This window comes from Streptomyces sp. NPDC002911 (assembly GCF_053591835.1).
The window spans coordinates 93225-106868 of sequence record NZ_JBSFUO010000020.1 but is presented as its reverse complement, the minus strand read 5'-3'; the positions used below and the strand labels follow the sequence as shown (position 1 = coordinate 106868).

The 13644-nt window shown below is 70.3% G+C and carries 13 protein-coding genes and 4 pseudogenes; 11 read left to right on the top strand and 6 right to left on the bottom strand.

Annotated elements, in window-relative coordinates:
- Positions 1–169 precede the first annotated feature (169 nt).
- The 3 genes and pseudogenes from ACWD04_RS25520 to ACWD04_RS25510 all read right to left on the bottom strand — a co-directional run bounded on the left by ACWD04_RS25520 (position 170) and on the right by ACWD04_RS25510 (position 2102).
- Positions 170–1147, bottom strand: coding sequence for an acyl-ACP desaturase (locus ACWD04_RS25520; protein WP_451135645.1), 978 nt, complete (start codon positions 1145–1147; stop codon positions 170–172).
- Positions 1148–1286: 139 nt separating this feature from the next.
- Positions 1287–1585: pseudogene (locus ACWD04_RS25515) on the bottom strand (ABC transporter ATP-binding protein); the annotation flags it as partial.
- 100 nt (positions 1586–1685) lie between these two features.
- Positions 1686–2102, bottom strand: coding sequence for an SsgA family sporulation/cell division regulator (locus ACWD04_RS25510; RefSeq protein WP_451135643.1), 417 nt, complete (start codon positions 2100–2102; stop codon positions 1686–1688).
- Positions 2103–2292: 190 nt separating this feature from the next.
- Between ACWD04_RS25510 and ACWD04_RS25505 the strand changes: the two genes are divergently transcribed.
- Positions 2293–2442: a hypothetical protein gene (locus tag ACWD04_RS25505; RefSeq protein ID WP_451135641.1), complete on the top strand. Its 150-nt coding sequence runs from the start codon at positions 2293–2295 to the stop codon at positions 2440–2442.
- Positions 2443–2539: 97 nt separating this feature from the next.
- On the opposite strand, the pseudogene ACWD04_RS25500 reads toward ACWD04_RS25505, so the two are convergent.
- Positions 2540–2914, bottom strand: a pseudogene (locus tag ACWD04_RS25500) (LysR family transcriptional regulator); the annotation flags it as partial.
- A gap of 1 nt (position 2915) precedes the next feature.
- On the opposite strand from ACWD04_RS25500, the pseudogene ACWD04_RS25495 reads away from it, so the two are divergent.
- From ACWD04_RS25495 to mmpA, 4 genes and pseudogenes are all read left to right on the top strand, one after another.
- Positions 2916–3374, top strand: a pseudogene (locus tag ACWD04_RS25495) (SDR family NAD(P)-dependent oxidoreductase); the annotation flags it as partial.
- 14 nt (positions 3375–3388) lie between these two features.
- Positions 3389–3520 (top strand): annotated as a pseudogene (locus ACWD04_RS25490) (NAD-dependent epimerase/dehydratase family protein); the annotation flags it as partial.
- 99 nt (positions 3521–3619) lie between these two features.
- Complete coding sequence (locus ACWD04_RS25485) at positions 3620–4297, top strand: endonuclease V (RefSeq protein WP_451135639.1); 678 nt, start codon at positions 3620–3622, stop codon at positions 4295–4297.
- A 94-nt stretch (positions 4298–4391) separates the two neighbouring features.
- On the top strand, positions 4392–4538 hold the full coding sequence (gene mmpA / locus ACWD04_RS25480) for a morphogenic membrane protein MmpA (protein ID WP_451135637.1): 147 nt from the start codon (positions 4392–4394) through the stop codon (positions 4536–4538).
- Positions 4539–4565: 27 nt separating this feature from the next.
- Here the strand turns inward: mmpA and ACWD04_RS25475 are convergent, their stop codons facing one another.
- The gene (locus ACWD04_RS25475; RefSeq protein WP_451135635.1) at positions 4566–5756 is read right to left on the bottom strand and encodes a saccharopine dehydrogenase family protein; all 1191 of its coding nucleotides are present in this window, start codon (positions 5754–5756) and stop codon (positions 4566–4568) included.
- Between the two features lie 203 nt (positions 5757–5959).
- Between ACWD04_RS25475 and ACWD04_RS25470 the strand changes: the two genes are divergently transcribed.
- From ACWD04_RS25470 to ACWD04_RS25450, 5 genes are read left to right on the top strand one after another with little or no spacing between them, the layout of a single operon-like run.
- Positions 5960–7111, top strand: coding sequence for a CaiB/BaiF CoA transferase family protein (locus tag ACWD04_RS25470; protein ID WP_451135633.1), 1152 nt, complete (start codon positions 5960–5962; stop codon positions 7109–7111).
- On the top strand, positions 7111–7359 hold the full coding sequence (locus tag ACWD04_RS25465) for a hypothetical protein (RefSeq protein WP_451135631.1): 249 nt from the start codon (positions 7111–7113) through the stop codon (positions 7357–7359). The genes ACWD04_RS25470 and ACWD04_RS25465 overlap by 1 nt, the downstream gene beginning before the upstream one ends.
- Before the next feature lie 4 nt (positions 7360–7363).
- Positions 7364–8506: an acyl-CoA dehydrogenase family protein gene (locus tag ACWD04_RS25460; RefSeq protein ID WP_451135655.1), complete on the top strand. Its 1143-nt coding sequence runs from the start codon at positions 7364–7366 to the stop codon at positions 8504–8506.
- A 37-nt stretch (positions 8507–8543) separates the two neighbouring features.
- Positions 8544–9758 carry an acetyl-CoA C-acetyltransferase gene (locus ACWD04_RS25455; protein ID WP_451135629.1) on the top strand — a complete coding sequence of 405 codons (1215 nt, stop codon included), beginning with the start codon at positions 8544–8546 and terminating at the stop codon, positions 9756–9758.
- A 39-nt stretch (positions 9759–9797) separates the two neighbouring features.
- Positions 9798–11969: a 3-hydroxyacyl-CoA dehydrogenase NAD-binding domain-containing protein gene (locus tag ACWD04_RS25450; RefSeq protein ID WP_451135627.1), complete on the top strand. Its 2172-nt coding sequence runs from the start codon at positions 9798–9800 to the stop codon at positions 11967–11969.
- Between the two features lie 25 nt (positions 11970–11994).
- Here ACWD04_RS25450 and ACWD04_RS25445 read toward each other — a convergent pair whose 3' ends face one another.
- The gene (locus tag ACWD04_RS25445) at positions 11995–12735 is read right to left on the bottom strand and encodes a MerR family transcriptional regulator (RefSeq protein ID WP_451135625.1); all 741 of its coding nucleotides are present in this window, start codon (positions 12733–12735) and stop codon (positions 11995–11997) included.
- Between the two features lie 297 nt (positions 12736–13032).
- Between ACWD04_RS25445 and ACWD04_RS25440 the strand changes: the two genes are divergently transcribed.
- On the top strand, positions 13033–13509 hold the full coding sequence (locus tag ACWD04_RS25440; RefSeq protein ID WP_451135623.1) for a macro domain-containing protein: 477 nt from the start codon (positions 13033–13035) through the stop codon (positions 13507–13509).
- Positions 13510–13644: the final 135 nt, after the last annotated feature.

Below are 13644 nucleotides of genomic sequence, written 5' to 3'. Positions count from 1 at the left end.
AAAACACCCGAGAATTTTTTACCGGCAATCATTTCTGTTTTTTTGTGGGGGGGGGGGCCCCGGTTGGGGGGTCCCCCGGGGGGGGGCGCCCCGGGGGCCCGCCCCCCCCGCCACTGACCGGAGTGCGGGGAGCGGATCCCGATCCGGGCCGAGCGGGATGACGGGCGGATCAGCCCTGGGCCGCGCGGGCGGCCATGCGCGCCTTGCGGGCCGCCAGCTTCTCGTCGAACTTCGAGGCCTCGCTGTCCAGGCCGTTCATGTACAGCCCGAGCTCGTCCTGTGCCTTGAGGCCCTCCGGACCGAGGCCGTCGATGTCGAGGACCTTCAGGTACCGCAGGACGGGCTGGATCACGTCGTCGTGATGGATGCGCATGTTGTAGATCTCGCCGATCGCCATCTGCGCGGCGGCCCGCTCGAATCCGGGCATGCCGTGTCCGGGCATCCGGAAGTCGACGACGACGTCGCGCACGGACTGCATCGTGAGGTCCGGGGCCAGGTCGAAGGCCGCGCCCAGCAGGTTGCGGTAGAACACCATGTGCAGGTTCTCGTCGGTCGCGATCCGGGACAGCATCCGGTCGCAGACGGGGTCGCCCGACTGATGGCCGGTGTTGCGGTGCGAGACGCGGGTCGCGAGCTCCTGGAACGCGACGTACGCCACGGAGTGCAGCATGGAGTGGCGGTTGTCGGACTCGAAGCCCTCCGCCATGTGCGCCATGCGGAACTGCTCCAGCTTGTCCGGGTCCACGGCGCGCGAGGTGAGCAGGTAGTCGCGCATCACGATGCCGTGCCGGCCCTCCTCCGCGGTCCAGCGGTGCACCCAGGTGCCCCAGGCGCCGTCGCGCCCGAAGAGCGAGGCGATCTCGTGGTGGTAGCTCGGGAGGTTGTCCTCGGTCAGCAGGTTCACGACGAGGGCGATGCGGCCGATGTCGGTGACCTTGGACTGGCTGGTCTCCCACGCCTCGCCGTCCTCGAAGAGGCCGGGGAAGTTGCGGCCGTCGGAGAACGGCACGTACTCGTGGGGCATCCAGTCCTTGGCGACCTTGAGATGGCGGTTGAGTTCCTTCTCCACCACCTCTTCCAGTGCGTACAGCAGTTGGGCGTCTGTCCACGCCTTCGAACTGCCGATGTGGGGAGAGGCGATCGTCACGGGGGCTCCTGGGGACGGGAGGTTTACCTACGGCTTCGTAGGTTACGTGACCGTAGGTTAAGGCGGCGGTAAGGCCACAGCCAAGCCCGAACCTCGCAGTGTGTGCTCACTCACTGTTATCCATGCAGGTCAAAAGCGTTTACGTGCGGACAAGTCGGGCATTGTCGTTCCCGGTTCCCGGCAGCTGACCGGGAGCGATGTCCCGGAGTCCGTCCGCGTCCAGCAGCAGCCACCGGGTGATGCCCAGGGACTTCAGGAACGGTACGTCGTGGCTCGCCACGATCAGCGCGCGCCCTCGTACGCCTACAGCGCCGATGTCAGGCGGCGTACGCCGGACAGGAAGTGCGCCAGTCTCGCCCGGATGTTGTCGGCCGTGGCGCCCGGCTCGACGCGTGCCACGTTGTCCACCCGGGACGGCGCGTCGTCGAGGACGTCGACGACGACACCATGGGACACCGGAGACGCTACGAGCGGGTACCTCCGACACGCGACCGAATGCGGCTCGTCCCGGGTTCAGGGCTTCACGCGCACGCGGCTCTCAGGACGGCCCGCCCAGCAGATCCGTCAGATCGCCGTCCAGATCCATGAAGCGGTACTCGTCACCCACCGGGACCAGTTCCTGCGCCCGCTGCAGGAAGCGGCGCAGCTCGGACGTCCGGACATGCACCATGGCGATGCCCTCGGCGGCGTGGAACTCCAGCACCGTACGGTCGTACCCGAACGGCCGGACCCGCACGTCGCCGACGCCGGCCGGTCCGTCCATGCCGGTGGCGAGCAACTCCCGGGAGAACTCCCAGAACACCTCGGTGCCTTTGAGTGTCGCCGGGCCCGGGAACGCCATGCGGACGGCGAAAGGGTCCTGGCGGTCGTAGTGCAGAGTGGCGGGCAGGGTCTCCATACGCGGCGCGGACGCGACCATACGGGCCTGCACGGACTGCTCGATAACGCTGGACAAGACCAGCTCCCTCTCGCCTCGGACGACGGTTCCCGGCATTGGAGTAGACGACGGAACGCACCCGTCCGTGCACCGGCGGACGGCGTGAGCTGCGTCACCGCCCCCGCCCCCTCTGATCAACTGCCCCGTTTCGCGCGGGGCACCCTGGACGCGCCCCCACCGGTGGGTTGGCCCCAGCGCCATGAGGGCCATGGGGAAGACGAGACGGCTTCTGGCACCGGTGCTGTGCGGCGCGGCGTCGACCGCCGCGCCGGCCGCACCGTCGGCGCAGGCCACGATGGACGGGCCCGAGGACCGGGAGCCGCGATGGTCGCTCACCACGACGGGAACGGACGCGTAGCGGCAACAGCCTCCCGCCGCACCTCTCAGAGACGCGCCGCGGTGCGGACGAGGCCCGCGACGGCCAGGGACCGGCTCTGCGGCGGCCAGGCGACGACGGTCGTGATCGACGGTGTGTCGAACCCGGCCGTCGCGTCGAACGGCCGATGCAGCAGGGCCACATCGGCCCGGCCGTCCCGCAGCAGCTGTACCTGCTCCCCGATCCCGCACAGCAGCAGATCCACGGTCACCGCATCGGGCTCCGCCGCGTAGGCATCCAGCAGCTTCGCCAGGAACTCGCTCGACGCGCCCGCCTTCGTCGCGAGCACCACACCCGCTCCGCCAGGCGTGGGCGCGGCACGCCGCGTACGGCGCTCCGCGGCTGCCACCGCGTCCAAGGCCGCCCGTGCCTCTCGCAGCAGCACCGTCCCGGCGCCCGTCAGTGTGACCGCGCGGCTGCTCCGATCCAGCAGTGCCGCCCCGAGACGACGCTCCGGGATCACGGGCGGCGGACCGCAGGAGCCGAGCACGGTCGACCTCGCGAGGGTGCGGGCGGCCGTGGACACCAACGTCTTCGGTGTCATCCGCGTGACCAACGCGATGCTGCCGATGCTGCGCCGCTCGGCGTCGCCGCGGATCGTGAACGTGTCCAGCAGCGTCGGCTCGCTCACCCTCCAGACCACGCCCGGCGCGGAGACGGGGCCGGTCGCCGTCGCCTACGCGCCGTCGAAGTCGTTCCTCAACGCCGTCATGATCCAGTACGCCCGGGAACTGAGCGACACGAACATCCTGATCAACGCCGCCTGCCCCGGCTTCGTGGCGACCGACCTCAACGGGTTCCGCGGCGTCGGCACCCCGAAGCAGGGCGCGGCGACCCCGATCCGGCTCGCGACCCTGCCCGACGACGGTCCGGATGGCAGGTTCTTCGACGACGCCGGAGAGGTGCCGTGGTGATGGGCCCGCGCCCGCTGCGCATCCTCGTGACCGGCGCGTCCGGCTGGGTCGGCTCCGCGGTGGTCCCCGAACTGTTGGCGGCGGGCCACGAGGTGGTCGGGCTCGCACGCTCCGATGCCTCGGCCGACGCGTTGAGGGCGGCCGGGGTTCCGTCATGAGGGTGTCGACGTGCTCGACCGGTGCGATGCAGGTCAACTCGAGGACGAACATGATCGCCAGGCTGAGGCCTGCCTAAACTGGGCGCCATGACAACGTTCCGGATGCCCGCCGACGAGGCCGAAGCCCGTGCCGTCCAGGACGCGTTGCGCTCGCGGGTCGTCCTGGACGAGCCGGGGCCGGCGCCGGGGACCGGCCGGGTCACCGGGGTCGATGTCGCCTACGACGACGCGCGGGATCTGGTCGTCGCGGCGGCCGTCGTCCTGGACTCGGCGACCCTTGAGGTGGTCGCGGAGTCCACCGCCGAGGGCCGTGTGACGTTTCCGTACGTCCCCGGGCTCCTCGCCTTCCGGGAGATCCCGGCCGTCCTGGCCGCGCTGGAGGGCCTGTCGGTGGATCCGGGGCTCGTCGTCTGTGACGGCTACGGGCGGGCCCACCCGCGCAGGTTCGGGCTCGCCAGCCATCTCGGTGTCCTCACCGGCCTGCCGGTCATCGGCGTCGCGAAGAACCCCTTCACCTTCCGCTACGAACACCCCGGGCCGCGACGCGGTGACTTCACCCCGCTCCTGGACGGGGACGAGGAAGTGGGCCGGGCCCTGCGCACACAGGAGGCCACGAAGCCCGTCTTCGTCTCCGTCGGGCACCGCACCGGCCTCGACAACGCCTGCGCCCATACGCTCGCGCTGGCCCGCGACTTCCGTCAGCCCGAGACGACACGCAGGGCCGACGCCCTGTGCCGGTCCGCTCTCCGGGCGGCGACCGGCTGACCGGGGCCACGGTTCGGGATCTGCTCGGGATCTGTTGCCGACTGAGTACATGTACGGATGTTCTTCGTCGAACATCAGGGGCAGGCTGGTACACATGATCGACCACCATGCACCCCAGATGAGCACCGGAACCGTACGTCTCTCCCAGCGCGGCGTGGCCGTGGGCATGACCCTGGGTGTTCTCGCAGGAGCCGCCTGGACCGTGTCCATGGTGGTCACGCTGGCGTCCTGGATGCTCTGACCGGGGCGGGGCCGGCCCGTTCCGGGGTCAGCGCACCGTCGCGACCCGGAAGCGCAGTCCGGCCGCCTGAAGCCGCTCCAGCAGCGCATCGCCCATCGCCGTGGCCGTCGTGACCTGACCCGACGTCGCCGGCAGGTCGTCGAGGGCGAGCGCGAGAGCCGCTTCGGCCAGCATCTTCGCCGTCTCGTCGTAGCCGGGGTCGCCGCCCGACACCTCCGTGTACACCCTCCGGCCGCCGCCCTCCCCGATGAAGCGCACCGTGAACCAGCTGCGCTTCCTGCGGTGTTCGCCGGGACCCGTACCCGCTTCGACCCGGGCCGACAGCCAGTGCCGCGCGGCCGGTATCCGGGCGGCCCCCGTCAGCAGGGCCACCGCCGCCGTACCGACGAGCGCCACCGGCAGATGCTTCACCGACGCGAAGTGCCGGTAGCGGAAGTCCGGGCCGTAGCGCTCCAGCCCGCGTGCGGACCTTTCCACGACGCGGGGGTCCAGGGTCGGCAGCGGCAGGGCCCAGGTGCCTGTCTCCGGGCTGAAGTGCGGCGCACCCTGCGGGGCGCGGGCCCGGCGGCCGACCAGGCGCGGCTCGTGCAGACGCCGTTCCCGCGCTGCCCGCACCGTCTGCGGTCCACGGCCCATCGCCGTGAGTGCCGAGGCGAACGTACCTCCCGAGAACGCCGCGTTGGTGCGGACGTAGCCGTCGATGGTCAGCGGAACGCCCTCGGGGAGCTGCTGGACGGTGAAGTAGGCGCCGAGGTCGTGTGGCACGGAGTCGAAGCCGCAGGCGTGCACGATGCGGGCACCGGTCTCACGGGCCCGGCCGTCGTGCTCCAGGTACATCCGGTCGACGAACTCCGCCTCCCCGGTCAGGTCGGTGTAGTCGGTCCCGGCCTCCGCGCAGGCGGCCACCAGCTTCTCGCCGTACCAGACGTACGGTCCGACGGCCGACGCCACCACGTGCGAGGACTCGGCGAGCTCGCGCAGGGCGTCGGCGTCGTCCGCGTCGGCCGTCAGCAGGGGAAGGTCCGTGCAGCGCGGGTGTCGGGCGGCGAGGTGCTCGCGGAGCTGCTCCAGCTTGCCTCGGCTGCGGCCGGCCAGGGCCCAGCGGCAGCCTTCCGGTGCGTGAGCGGCTAGATATGCGGCCGTGAGCGCCCCCACGAAGCCGGTGGCTCCGAAAAGGACGACGTCATAGGGGCGTTCTGCCCCGTTCTGCCTGTTCATGAGTGCCTCCGCAGGGCCGGCGCCGATGTAGCAGGCAGAGGCTAGCGGAGCGCTTCGTGGCGCTGCGCGGCTGGGAGGGTCCTGGTGCGAGAGGATCCAGGCAAGGAGCTAAGCGCTTGCTCGGCCAAAAGGGTTGTGCGAAGCGCGGTCCATTCTTAGCATCATCGATGTTACATCAGTTGTGTCATACCGCTGGGGGCTTGATGGCAAGGACAGGACACGGGCCCCAGGGCCCGCTGACCGGAGTGCGCGTCGTCGAACTGGCGGGCATCGGCCCCGGTCCGTTCGCCGCGATGCTCCTCGCCGACCTCGGCGCCGACGTGGTGCGCGTCGACCGGCCCGGAGGTTCGGTGATCGGCATCGAACCCGCCTTCGACCTCACCAACCGCAACAAGCGCTCGGTCCTTGTCGACCTGAAGACCGAGGACGGTCCTGGGCGGGTCCTCGACCTCGTCGAGCGCGCCGACATCCTGATCGAGGGCTACCGGCCGGGCGTCGCCGAACGCCTCGGCGTGGGCCCCGACGTCTGCCTGGAACGCAATCCGCAACTCGTCTACGGGCGGATGACCGGCTGGGGTCAGGACGGGCCGCTGGCCGATCGGGCGGGACATGACATCGGCTACATCGCGGTCACCGGCACCCTGTCCATGATCGGCAGATCCGGCGAACCGCCCACGGTTCCCGTCAATCTGGTCGGTGACTACGCGGGCGGCTCGCTCTACCTCGCCGTCGGTGTGCTCGCCGCCCTCCAGCACGCCCGGACGCCCGGCGGGAGCGGACAGGTCGTCGACGCTGCCATCGTGGACGGTGCGGCCCATCTCGCCACGATGATCCACGGCATGCTGGCGGCCGGCAGCTGGCAGGACCGGCGTGGCTCCAACCTCCTTGACGGCGGCTGCCCCTTCTACGGCTCCTACGAGACCTCCGACGGCCATTACATGGCGGTCGGGGCCCTGGAGCCGCGCTTCTACCAGGAGTTCACCGGGCTGCTCGGAATCGGGGTCGAGGCCCCCGACCGCGACGACTTCGGCCGCTGGGAGGAGCTGCGCGCTCTCGTCACCGACCGGTTCAGCACCCGTACGCGTGCCGAGTGGACCGAGGTCTTCGAGGGGACGGACGCCTGCGTGGCACCCGTCCTCTCGCTCCGTGAGGCGCCCCGACACCCCCACCTCGTCGCCCGCTCCACCTATGTGGAGCACAGCGGCCTCACTCAGCCCGCGCCCGCTCCCCGCTTCTCCGCGACGCCCGTCTCGGTACGCACCGGACCCGCGCTGCCTGGTGCGGACACCGAGGCCGTCGCTGCGGACTGGGGCCTGCCGGGCCTGTTGACCACCAGGAAGGGAACGACCGGCTGATGGAACTCTCCCTGCGGCTGGACTACACGGGCGACCCGCGCGCCGCCTGCGACGAGGTCGCGGAACTCGAGTCCGCCGCACTCGACGCCGTCCGGGTCGCCGAGGCGCACGGCTTCCGACTCGCCCACCCTCGCGACCGCGTGGAGGCCTTCCGCGAGGCCGGCGTCACCCTGCTCGATGTCACGCCCGTCGTCCCCGAGCCGGCGCGGCTGACCTCCACCGTCAAACACTGGCTCCAGGGGGCTTGAAGTGCTGCAGCGGCAGATCTTCACCGAAGAGCACGACGCGTTCCGCGAGACCGTCCGCACCTTCCTGGCCAAGGAGGTCCTCCCGCACTACGAGCAGTGGGAGAAGGACGGCATCGTCTCCCGCGAGGCCTGGCTCGCGGCAGGCCGGCAGGGGCTGCTCGGTCTCGCCGTCCCGGAGGAGTACGGGGGCGGAGGCAACGCCGACTTCCGCTACAGCGCCGTTCTCGCCGAGGAGTTCACCCGGGCCGGGGTCTCCGGGCTGGCGCTCGGCCTGCACAACGACATCATCGGCCCCTACCTCACCGGCCTCGGCACCGAGGAGCAGAAGAGGCGCTGGCTGCCCGGCTTCTGCAGCGGCGAGACCGTCACCGCCATCGCCATGACCGAACCCGGCGCGGGCTCCGACCTCCAGGGCATCCGCACCGGTGCGGAGGACAAGGGCGACCACTGGCTCCTCAACGGCTCGAAGACCTTCATCTCCAACGGAATCCTCGCCGACCTGGTGATCGTCGTGGCCAAGACCTCACCCGAGGGCGGTGCGAAAGGTCTCTCGCTGCTCGTCGTCGAGCGCGGGGCCGAAGGCTTCGAGCGGGGCCGCAACCTCGACAAGATCGGGCAGAGGGCCCAGGACACCGCCGAGCTGTTCTTCAGCGACGTACGCGTCCCCAAGGAGAACCTCCTCGGTGAGCTCGACGGCGCGTTCATCCACCTCATGAGCCATCTGGCTCAGGAGCGCATGGGCATAGCGGTCGCCGGAATCTCCGCCGCCGAATACCTCCTGGAGATCACCACCCAGTACGTCAAGGAGCGCGAGGCCTTCGGGCGACCGCTCTCCAAGCTCCAGCACATCCGCTTCGAGATCGCCGAGATGGCCACCGAGTGCGCCGTCACCCGGGCCTTCCTCGACCGCTGCATCGTCGACCACTCCGAGGGGACGCTCGACGCCGTCCACGCCTCGATGGCCAAGTGGTGGGCCACCGAGCTGCAGAAGCGGGTCGCCGACCGCTGCCTGCAACTCCACGGCGGATACGGCTACATGACGGAGTACCGCGTGGCCAAGGCCTTCACCGACGGCCGTATCCAGACCATCTACGGTGGCACGACCGAGATCATGAAGGAGATCATCGGCCGCTCGCTGCTCGCCTGACCTCCCCGCCCAGCACCGACCCCGAAAGGCAGCTGCCTTGAGTACCGAAGCATTCGTCTACGACGCGATCCGCACCCCCCGCGGCCGCGGCAAGGCCAACGGCGCCCTGCACGGCACCAAGCCGATCGACCTCGTCGTCGGCCTCATCCACGAGGTCCGCGACCGGTTCCCCGGCCTCGACCCGGCGGCCATCGACGACATCGTCCTCGGCGTCGTCAGCCCGCTCGGTGACCAGGGCTCCGACATCGCCCGGATCGCCGCGATCGCGGCCGGGCTCCCGGACTCCGTCGCCGGCGTACAGGAGAACCGCTTCTGCGCCTCTGGCCTGGAGGCGGTCAACCTGGCCGCGGCCAAGGTGCGTTCGGGCTGGGAGGACCTCGTCCTGGCCGGTGGCGTCGAGTCGATGTCCCGGGTGCCCATGGGCTCCGACGGCGGCGCCTGGGCCATGGACCCGATGACCAGCTTCGAGACCGGCTTCGCCCCGCAGGGCATCGGAGCCGACCTCATCGCCACCATCGAGGGCTTTTCGCGGCGCGACGTCGACGAGTACGCCGCCCTGTCCCAGGAGCGCGCCGCCATCGCCTGGAAGGAGGAGCGCTTCGCCCGCTCCGTCGTTCCGGTCAGGGACCGCAACGGGCTGCTCGTCCTCGACCACGACGAGCACATGCGCCCCGGCACCACCGCCGACTCGCTCGCCTCCCTGAAGCCCTCGTTCGCAGCGATCGGCGAGATGGGCGGCTTCGACGCCGTGGCCCTCCAGAAGTACCACTGGGTCGAGAAGATCGACCACGTCCACCACGCGGGCAACTCCTCCGGGATCGTCGACGGCGCCGCCCTCGTCGCGATCGGCTCCAAGGAGACCGGCGAGCGCTACGGACTCACGCCGCGTGCCCGGATCGTCTCCGCCGCGGTGTCCGGCTCCGAGCCGACCATCATGCTCACCGGGCCCGCCCCCGCCACCCGCAAGGCGCTGGCCAAGGCCGGGCTCACCATCGACGACATCGACCTCGTCGAGATCAACGAGGCCTTCGCCGGAGTCGTCCTGCGCTTCGCCCGGGACATGGGCCTCTCGCTCGAAAAGGTCAACGTCAACGGTGGCGCCATCGCACTCGGCCATCCGCTCGGCGCCACCGGCGCGATGATCCTCGGCACGCTCATCGACGAACTGGAGCGGCAGGACAAGCGCTACGGCCTCGCCACCCTCTGCGTCGGCGGCGGTATGGGAGTCGCCACCGTCGTCGAGCGTCTCTGACCGTCCCCCGGCCACCCCTGCCTACGGAGAAGACAAGCAATGACCGAGAGCACGACCATTCGCTGGGAACAGGACGAGACGGGCGTCGTCACCCTCGTACTCGACGACCCCAACCAGTCCGCCAACACCATGAACCAGGGCTTCAAGGAGTCGATCGCGGCCGTCGCCGAGCGTGCGGAGGCCGAGAAGGACTCCATCCGGGGCATCATCTACACCTCCGCCAAGAAGACCTTCTTCGCGGGCGGCGACCTCAAGGACATGATCAAGATCGGTCCGTCGAACGCCCAGGCCGCGTTCGACGCCGGAACCGCCATCAAGAACGCGCTGCGCCGCATCGAGACCCTCGGTAAGCCGGTCGTCGCCGCCATCAACGGCGCGGCACTCGGCGGCGGTTACGAGATCGCGCTCGCCGCCCACCACCGCGTCGCCCTGGACGCTCCCGGCTCCCGGATCGGCCTGCCCGAGGTCACCCTCGGCCTGCTGCCCGCCGGTGGCGGAGTCACCCGCACCGTACGGCTGATGGGCATCGCCGACGCCCTGCTGAAGGTGCTCCTCCAGGGCACCCAGTACACCCCGCAGCGGGCGTGGGAGAACGGCCTCGTCCACGAGGTCGCCGGCAGCCGTGAGGAGATGCTCGACAAGGCCCGGGCCTTCATCGACGCCCACCCCGACTCGCAGCAGCCCTGGGACGTCAAGGGCTACCGGATCCCCGGCGGTACCCCGTCGAACCCGAAGTTCGCGGCCAACCTGCCCGCCTTCCCGGCCAACCTGAAGAAACAGCTCGCGGGCGCGCCCATGCCCGCGCCCCGCAACATCATGGCCGCGGCGGTAGAAGGGGCACAGGTCGACTTCGAGACCGCGCAGACCATCGAAGCCCGCTACTTCACCGAGCTGGTCACCGGCCAGGTCGCGAAGAACATGATCCAGGCGTTCTTCTTCGACCTCCAAGCCGTCAACTCCGGCGCCAGCCGCCCGGACGGCGTCGAGGAGCGGCAGGTCCGCAAGGTGGCCGTCCTCGGCGCCGGGATGATGGGAGCCGGCATCGCCTACTCCTGCGCCCGCGCCGGCATCGATGTCGTCCTCAAGGACGTCTCCACCGAGGCGGCCGCCAAAGGCAAGGCGTACAGCGAGAAACTCCTTGCCAAGGCGCTTTCCCGGGGCCGTACGACCGAGGCGAAGCGGGACGAGCTGCTGGACCGCATCACCCCGACCGGAGACCCGGCCGACCTCGCGGGCTGCGACGTTGTGATCGAGGCGGTCTTCGAGGACACCACGCTCAAGCACAAGGTGTTCCAGGAGATCCAGGACATCGTCGACCCCGACGCGCTGCTCTGCTCCAACACCTCGACTTTGCCCATCACCGTGCTCGCCGGAGGCGTCAGCAGGCCCGTGGACTTCATCGGGCTGCACTTCTTCTCGCCGGTCGACAAGATGCCGCTCGTCGAGATCATCAAGGGCGAGAAGACCGGCGGCGAGGCCCTGGCGCGTGCCTTCGACCTGGTGCGCCGGATCAAGAAGACCCCGATCGTCGTGAACGACTCGCGCGGCTTCTTCACCTCGCGCGTCATCGGCCACTTCATCAACGAGGGCGTCGCGATGGTCGGTGAGGGTGTCGAGCCCGCGTCGGTCGAGCAGGCGGCGGCACAGGCCGGCTACCCGGCCAAGGTGCTCTCCCTCATGGACGAACTGACGCTCACCCTGCCCCGCAAGATCCGCGACGAGACCCGGCGCGCCGTCGAGGCGGCGGGCGGCACCTGGGCCACGCACCCCGCGGACGAGGTCATTGACCGGATGGTCGACGAGTTCGGCAGGCCCGGGCGGAGCGGGGGAGCGGGCTTCTACGAGTACGGCGAGGACGGCGGGCGGGGTGCGCTCTGGCCGGGCCTGCGCGAGCACTTCACGAAGCCCGGCACCGACGTGCCGTTCGAGGACATGAAGGAGCGGATGCTCTTCTCCGAGGCCCTGGACAGCGTCCGCTGCCTGGAGGAGAACGTCCTCATGACCGTCGCCGACGCCAACATCGGCTCCATCATGGGCATCGGTTTCCCTGCCTGGACGGGCGGCGTACTCCAGTACATCAACGGGTACGCGGGCGGCCTGCCCGGCTTCGTGGCGCGTGCCCGGCAGCTCGCGGAGCGCTACGGCGACCGCTTCCTGCCGTCGCCGCTGCTGGTGGAGAAGGCCGAGAAGGGCGAGACCTTCCACGACTGAGGGCGGCGCCCCTGGCGGGCCGTGTTCACGCTTCCTCGCTCGCGGTGAACGCGGCCCGCAGTTCCTCCTTCAACGACCGCTGGAAGGCGGTCAGCAGCGCCTGGAGCACCATCGGCTGCATATGGGCCGACAGCGACTTCATCGCCTCCACGTGTTCCGGGTCCGACTCCCGCTCCCGGTAGGGGTTCCACACCTCGTCCCGGAACAGCCGGGTCAGCTCGTGGGCGGCCGCGCGGGTGTGCTCCAACAGCACCGTGCGCGCGGCCAGGATGGTCTCGTGGGCGATGGGCACGTCCAGGAGCTCCACCCCGAGCCTCAGCAGACCCGGGTCCACCAGGAAGGGCCCCTCGGCCTCCCCGGGACGCTCCAGGACACCCATGGCCGCCAGCCGGTCCATGTCCTGCTCGCTGAGGGCCCTGCCCGCCCGTCGCTCCAGCTCGGTGCGCTGCACGTCCTCGGCCGAGTCCGGCGCCCAGGACGCCACCAGGGCGCGGTGGATCGCCAGATCCTGCGCGCTCAGGTCCGGCGGCAACTGCTGGAGGTAACGCTCGATCGCTGCCAGGGTCATGCCCTGGTGCTGGAGTTCCTCGATGAGGGCCAGGCGGGAGAGGTGGTCCGGCCCGTAATGCCCGACGCGACGGGGCCCGATCATCGGAGGCGGCAGCAGGCCTCTGGTGCTGTAGAAGCGCACGGTGCGCACGGTGACTCCGGCTCGCGCCGCCAGTTCGTCGACGGTCAGCGTCGGCTCGTATGTCCCGGTCGCCATGGCTGCTCCTTGTCACGGACGGGCCCGTCCTGACGGGCCTGGGTCGATCAGGTGCAACAGTATTGCTGTCGCACCACTGTTGTGAAAGTGCCGAGGTGGGACGACTCCGGCGCCGAGGGTTGTCGGGAGGAGTTTGCGCACGTGGGCACCCGTTCATGCCGCCGGTCTGCGGACAGTCTGACGGCCGACACCGGTACCGCGGGAAGGGGGCCACCTGTTGACGCTGCCCGGATTCGGCCGGACCGCCTGGACCGGCAGCACCGGCTACGTGTCAGTGGGCGCACGTACCGTGAGGGCATGCCGGGGATCACCTACGTACAAGGCGACGCCACCAGCCCCCAGGGCAAGGGCGTCAAGCTGATCGCGCACTGCTGCAACGACCTGGGTGGCTGGGGCAAGGGCTTCGTCCTGGCCCTGTCACGCCGCTGGCCCGGGCCGGAGACCGCGTACCGCCGCTGGTACCGCGAGCGCGCGGGCAACGACTTCGGGCTGGGAGCCGCGCAGTTCGTCCAGGTCGAACGGTACATGTGGGTGGCGAACGTGGTGGGCCAGCGGGGGATACGCACCGGCAGCAAGGGAGTGCCGGTGCGTTACGAGGCGATCGGCGCCGGTCTGGAGAAGGTGGCCGCCGAGGCCGCCGAGCTGGAGGCCTCCGTCCACATGCCGCGGATCGGCTGTGGGCTGGCGGGCGGCACCTGGTCCAGGGTCGAACCTCTCATCACCGACCGCTTGGTGAGCCGCGGCATCGAGGTGACGGTGTACGACTTCGGTTGAGTGCCGCCCCCGCGGGGGTGCTCCGCCGGCCGTAGCACGCACCGTCGCCACCGCAGCCTTCCGCCGCCTTCCGCCGCCTTCCGGCGTCTCCGGTTCGGCGTCGCAGGCTGCCGTCACGTCGAAGACCAGCAGCCG